The following is a 5,773-nucleotide window of genomic DNA, read 5'->3' on the forward strand; positions in this document are numbered from 1 at the left end:
AGGCAATAATGCCGCCAGCAAGGAGACGGCATTTGTTGTTGGAGAGGCGGCGTTCTCGAGGTCAGAAGTGGCTGTGGATAAGGATACCTATACCTCTGGTGATGATGTTGTTGTGACCGTAACACTTAATGATGAGCATGGAAATGCTGTTATTAATCAAGTGGATAAGCTGAGTTCGAGTACCGTTGACGTAAACAATGCAACCATAAAAGAGGGAAGTAGCTGGCAGGACGAAGGGCGTGGGAAATATATCGCGACGTTCACCGCCGTGAAGGTGACGAGTAGTGCTACCGCAAAGCTTCAGCTTAGCGACTGGGACACTGGCGTGACGTCGCTGCCTTATAGCATTGTTGCCGGAGAACCTGTTGCCTCAACGTCAACATTAACCCGCAACGCTAATGGTTATTTGGTGAATCAAGAGATGATATTCACCCTAATTCTACGAGATGGAAATCGAAATGTGGTCAGGATGGACCCTGAGAGCGTTTTAAGTGATGCAACATTCAAAACGCCTGGTTCAGATACCGTAATAAATAAACTGGAGATGAATAGTAATGGTTCTTACTCATTCACGATAACGGCGAGCGTTAAAGGTGAAGATCTACAGGCATCATTTAGACTCAATGGCTGGGCGTCAGATATTGTTACAACAAATTATGATGTTATGCCAGTTTTTCGTAATGTGAGGGGACTCCATAGCAGAGATACAAATATGGGCTTGAATCACCCCAAAGAGGGTTTCTACGGTGCTCAGTTTGTCCTGGACTTACAGGGGGGCGGCGATCGCACGGATTATAACTGGCGTACCAATGCGGATTGGGCAACGGTTGATGGGAGCGGCGTGGTGATGCTAAAAACGACGATAGCAAGCCATCAGGCCAGGGAGGTCACTGTGACGGCCACACCTAAGAATGGGAAAACGTTTGGCATTATTCGCCATACCTTCAAACTTGATAGATGGATTTCGGTTTATGACAATGAGGTATTCTATCCCGATGCCCTGGAAGCATGTGCTTCACTGAACATGAGACTCCCGGCAGATGCGAGAGATGGTTTTAGTGATTTCTGGGGTACTAAGTCTAAATATGAGCAATCTGTAATTCCGTCTCATATTTATCTCGATAGCGTACGTTTTTGGATAAAAACGACTAATAATGCAGCCCCCTATCTGTGGGTACGTTATCTTATTAACGGAGTCTATTCCGGGGGGGCAGGAATATCTGCTAAATCACGTTTCCTGTGCATTGAGGATTTCTAAATATACAGGGAACTGACGACGTAACCATCACACCTCCCTACGTTATGTGGGGAGGTGTAGTCAGTTCTGTTTGGCCAAACGGCTAAAGTCTGACAATTAGCGTCTTCGTGGTAAAACGGTGGCGAGATGAGGATGAGGATGAGGTACTGAGTTGTTGCGACAGTGAGCGAACATTTTGCTAACCGGAGCCAGATTGTGTGATGTATTTAAAATGCAAACGCGATCAGCTCAACGTCGTCGGGCGTGACCTTAACCATCGAACCTTCGCTGTGCCACGCACCTAATACTACGCGGAACGCAGGTTGTCTATTGGCAGCCAGTTCATGCACCGCCGGGCGATGGGTATGCCCGTGAATTAACCACTGGACCTGGTGTTTTTCCATCTCGGTAACCACGGCCTGCGGATTCACATCCATAATTTCCAGCGATTTGCTGCTGTTGGCGGCTTTGCTGTTGGCGCGCATCTTTGCGGCAATGCGTTGGCGAACAAACAACGGCAGAGCAAGAAACAGTGTTTGTAGCCAGGGCTGATGCACTTTAGCGCGAAATGCCTGATAACCGGCATCATCGGTACACAGCGTGTCGCCATGCATGATCAGCACCTTGCGGCCATACAGGTCGAGCACTTTTTCCTCGGGTAACAAGGTCATGCCGCTCTCGCGGGCAAAACGCTTGCCGAGCAGAAAATCACGGTTGCCGTGAATGAAGAAGCAGGGGACGCCGGAATCAGCCAGCGATTTTATTGCGACGGCGATTTCATGGTGCAGCGGAGTGGGGTCATCGTCGCCTATCCAGGCTTCGAACAGATCGCCAAGAATATACAGCGCATCGGCTTTTCGTGCTTCACCGGCTAAAAAACGCAGAAAACCGGCGGTAATCGCCGGTTCTTCCGTGCAGAGGTGAAGATCTGCAATAAACAGTGTCGCCACGATTACTCGCTGACGGTCACGTTTTCGATAATAACGTCTTCTTTCGGTACGTCCTGGTGCATGCCGCTGCGACCGGTAGAAACGTTTTTGATTTTATCAACCACGTCCATACCTTCAACCACTTCAGCAAATACACAGTAACCCCAGCCCTGCATGCTTTCGCCGGAGAAGTTCAGGAAGTCGTTGTCGGCAACGTTAATGAAGAACTGCGCCGTTGCGGAGTGCGGAGCCTGAGTACGGGCCATCGCCAGCGTACCACGGGTGTTTTTCAGACCGTTGTTGGCTTCGTTTTTGATAGCCTCTTTGGTTTCTTTTTGCTTCATGCCAGGCTCAAAACCGCCGCCCTGAATCATGAAACCATTAATCACACGGTGGAAAATGGTGTTGTTATAGAAACCTTCGCGGCAGTAGTCCAGGAAGTTTTTAACTGTTTCAGGCGCTTTATCATCAAATGTTTTGATTACGATATCGCCGTGATTAGTGTGGAAAGTAACCATTTTTGCATCCTGTTCCGATAGAGTGGTGCTTCGACCCTGGTCAGGGTCAGAGTTAGGGGTGTGTTATAGCATAACCGCAAGATTCGATCACCTTGCAAAGTGTGCTGCTTCGGGGCCAATTTATAGGTATTATAGGGCTTTGTTATCCACACACGTCTACACGGAATCTTCGATGTTAAAAATCTTTAATACACTGACGCGCCAAAAAGAGGAATTCAAACCTATTCATGCCGGGGAAGTCGGCATGTACGTGTGTGGTATCACTGTTTATGATCTCTGTCATATTGGTCACGGACGTACCTTCGTCTCTTTTGACGTGGTTGCGCGCTATCTGCGCTTCCTCGGCTATAAGCTGAAGTACGTGCGTAACATTACCGATATCGACGACAAAATCATTAAGCGCGCTAATGAAAATGGTGAAAGCTTTGTGGCGTTGGTCGACAGGATGATCGCGGAAATGCACAACGACTTCGACGCGCTGAATATCCTGCGCCCGGATCTCGAACCACGTGCGACGCATCATATTGCGGAAATTATTGAAATCACCGAACAGCTGATCGCCAAAGGTCACGCTTACGTGGCTGATAACGGCGACGTGATGTTCGACGTGCCGACCGATCCGCACTACGGCCAGCTGTCGCGCCAGGATCTGGATCAGCTGCAGGCGGGTGCCCGCGTGGATGTGGTGGATGTGAAACGTAACCCGATGGACTTCGTGCTGTGGAAGATGTCCAAAGAGGGCGAGCCGAGCTGGCCGTCCCCGTGGGGAGCAGGCCGTCCGGGCTGGCACATCGAATGTTCTGCGATGAACTGCAAACAGCTGGGCAACCATTTCGATATTCACGGCGGCGGCTCTGACCTGATGTTCCCGCATCATGAAAACGAAATTGCCCAGTCCACCTGTGCGCACGACGGCGAATACGTCAACTACTGGATGCACTCCGGGATGGTGATGGTTGATCGTGAGAAAATGTCCAAATCACTGGGCAACTTCTTTACCGTGCGCGACGTGCTGAAATACTACGACGCCGAAACCATTCGCTACTTCCTGATGTCCGGCCACTATCGTAGCCAGCTGAACTACAGCGAAGAGAACCTGAAGCAGGCACGTTCTGCACTGGAGCGTCTGTACACCGCGCTGCGCGGTACTGACAAATCCGTGGCGCCAGCCGGTGGTGATGCCTTTGAAGCGCGTTTCATTGAAGCAATGAACGATGATTTCAATACGCCGGAAGCCTACTCGGTGCTGTTTGATATGGCGCGTGAGGTCAACCGTCTGAAGGGTGAAGATATGGCGGCGGCTAACGCTATGGCCGCGCATCTGCGCAAGCTGTCCGGCGTGCTGGGCCTGCTGGAGCAGGATCCGGAAGCGTTCCTGCAAAGCGGTGCGCAGGCGGATGACGGAGAGGTCGCTGAGATTGAAGCGCTTATCCAACAGCGTTTAGATGCCCGTAAAGCGAAAGACTGGGCGGCAGCCGACGCGGCACGTGACCGTCTGAACGAGATGGGTATTGTGCTGGAAGATGGTCCACAAGGCACCACCTGGCGTCGTAAGTAATTCTCTCAATTGCCGGATGGCGGCTAACGCCTTATCCGGCCTACGACGGAATGATCGGTAGGCCTGATAAGCGTAGCGCCATCCGGCACTATTAGTGACGTCTGTACCACCACAGCACACCCATCATGACGGCTCCCGGCAGCCACACCCACATTAATTCCGAGATAATCACCTGATGCCCATACGGCGTGGCGTAGCGTGACAGCGCGAACGGCGCAACCTTAATCACCTGCCACGGCGCAAAGAAGCGCTCATCTGACCATGGCCACAGCCAGCCAACGCCTTTTCCTCCGGTGGTCACCGAATCCAGCAGGCTGTGTGACAGCAACGACACCGTCAAAAATAACCAGCAGCGAACCAGCCCGGCTTTAAACCATCGTCGACCTATCATGATGCACAGTAACGGCACCGCGAAGGCGAACAGTAGCGAGTGGGTAAATCCGCGGTGACCGAATACGTTGCCGTAGGCAATACCGAACTTAAACGACAGGACGTCGGCGTCAGGCAGCATTGCCAGTACAACCCCGGCAAACAACAAGCGTGGGGGAATGACTTTGAGCCCCAGACCCAATCCTAAACAAAGAGGTACAGCTGCGTGGGTAACGATGGTTGGCATGATAGTCGCTTCGTATAAGAAAACGATAGGCTAACAGCCTGGCGTGAAGTGAAGGTGAAGTTAATTATCTGAAAATCAGGGGGAACGGACCGGATGTGGTGTGAACCGCCATCCGGCCCTGGGATCATGCCACGACGTTAATGCTTTGACCTTCAAAGCTCACGGTCTGTCCGGCAACGATTTTGCAGCGTTTACGTGTTTCTACTACTCCATCGACCTTCACTAACCCTTCGCCAATGGCAATTTTTGCCTGGGCGCCGCTTTCGCTCCAGCCTTCCAGCTTTAGCAGATCGCAGAGTTCAACGTGTGGGTGTTTACCCAGTGAAAATGTGGCCATCTTAAACGTCCTTTACATCATGGTATTCAACGCACGCCTGAAGCGTGTTTTCGATAAGTGTGGCGACCGTCATCGGGCCAACGCCACCCGGCACCGGTGTAATATACCCGGCGCGCGCAGCGGCATCTTCAAAGACCACATCGCCAACAACCTTGCCATTCTCCAGACGGTTGATGCCGACATCAATCACAATCGCACCTTCTTTGATCCATTCACCGGGAATAAAACCCGGTTTGCCGACGGCGACAATCAGCAGGTCAGCATGCTCTACGTGGCGACGCAGATCTTTGGTAAAGCGGTGGGTTACCGTGGTGGTACAGCCCGCCAGCAGCAACTCCATGCTCATCGGACGACCGACAATGTTTGAGGCGCCAATCACCACGGCATTCAGGCCGTAGGTATCGATGTTGTAACGCTCAAGCAGTGTCACGATGCCGCGAGGCGTACACGGACGCAGGCGCGGTGCACGCTGGCACAGGCGACCGACGTTATACGGGTGGAAGCCGTCGACGTCTTTATCCGGTGCAATGCGTTCCAGCACCTTAACGTTGTCGATCCCCGCCGGTAACGGCAGCTGG

General features: G+C 51.9%; 7 protein-coding genes. 2 read left to right on the forward strand and 5 right to left on the reverse strand.

Annotation, left to right across the window (positions count from 1 at the left end):
• A partial coding sequence (locus tag FDX01_RS00525; protein ID WP_212733992.1) for a hypothetical protein occupies positions 1-1,258 on the forward strand: 1,258 nt, incomplete at its 5' end.
• Between the two features lie 206 nt (positions 1,259-1,464).
• Here FDX01_RS00525 and lpxH read toward each other — a convergent pair.
• Together lpxH and ppiB are read right to left on the reverse strand one after the other, a co-directional pair.
• Positions 1,465-2,187: a UDP-2,3-diacylglucosamine diphosphatase gene (gene lpxH / locus FDX01_RS00530; RefSeq protein ID WP_137399042.1), complete on the reverse strand. Its 723-nt coding sequence runs from the start codon at positions 2,185-2,187 to the stop codon at positions 1,465-1,467.
• Between the two features lie 2 nt (positions 2,188-2,189).
• Positions 2,190-2,684: a peptidylprolyl isomerase B gene (ppiB, locus tag FDX01_RS00535; protein WP_115259171.1), complete on the reverse strand. Its 495-nt coding sequence runs from the start codon at positions 2,682-2,684 to the stop codon at positions 2,190-2,192.
• A gap of 172 nt (positions 2,685-2,856) precedes the next feature.
• On the opposite strand from ppiB, the gene cysS reads away from it, so the two are divergent.
• Complete coding sequence (cysS, locus tag FDX01_RS00540; RefSeq protein WP_115259170.1) at positions 2,857-4,242, forward strand: cysteine--tRNA ligase; 1,386 nt, start codon at positions 2,857-2,859, stop codon at positions 4,240-4,242.
• Positions 4,243-4,333: 91 nt separating this feature from the next.
• On the opposite strand, the gene FDX01_RS00545 is transcribed toward cysS, so the two are convergent.
• From FDX01_RS00545 to folD, 3 genes are all read right to left on the reverse strand, one after another.
• Positions 4,334-4,858 (reverse strand): metal-dependent hydrolase, encoded by a 525-nt coding sequence (locus tag FDX01_RS00545; RefSeq protein ID WP_096757998.1) that lies wholly within the window; start codon positions 4,856-4,858, stop codon positions 4,334-4,336.
• Between the two features lie 124 nt (positions 4,859-4,982).
• Positions 4,983-5,195, reverse strand: coding sequence for a ribosome-associated protein YbcJ (gene ybcJ, locus FDX01_RS00550; RefSeq protein WP_096757997.1), 213 nt, complete (start codon positions 5,193-5,195; stop codon positions 4,983-4,985).
• 1 nt (position 5,196) lies between these two features.
• The coding region (folD, locus tag FDX01_RS23220) for a bifunctional methylenetetrahydrofolate dehydrogenase/methenyltetrahydrofolate cyclohydrolase FolD (RefSeq protein WP_249360831.1) at positions 5,197-5,773 on the reverse strand (577 nt) is incomplete at its 5' end.

It is taken from the genome of Citrobacter sp. wls613 (assembly GCF_005281195.1).
GTDB classification, from domain to species: Bacteria; Pseudomonadota; Gammaproteobacteria; order Enterobacterales; family Enterobacteriaceae; genus Citrobacter; species Citrobacter gillenii.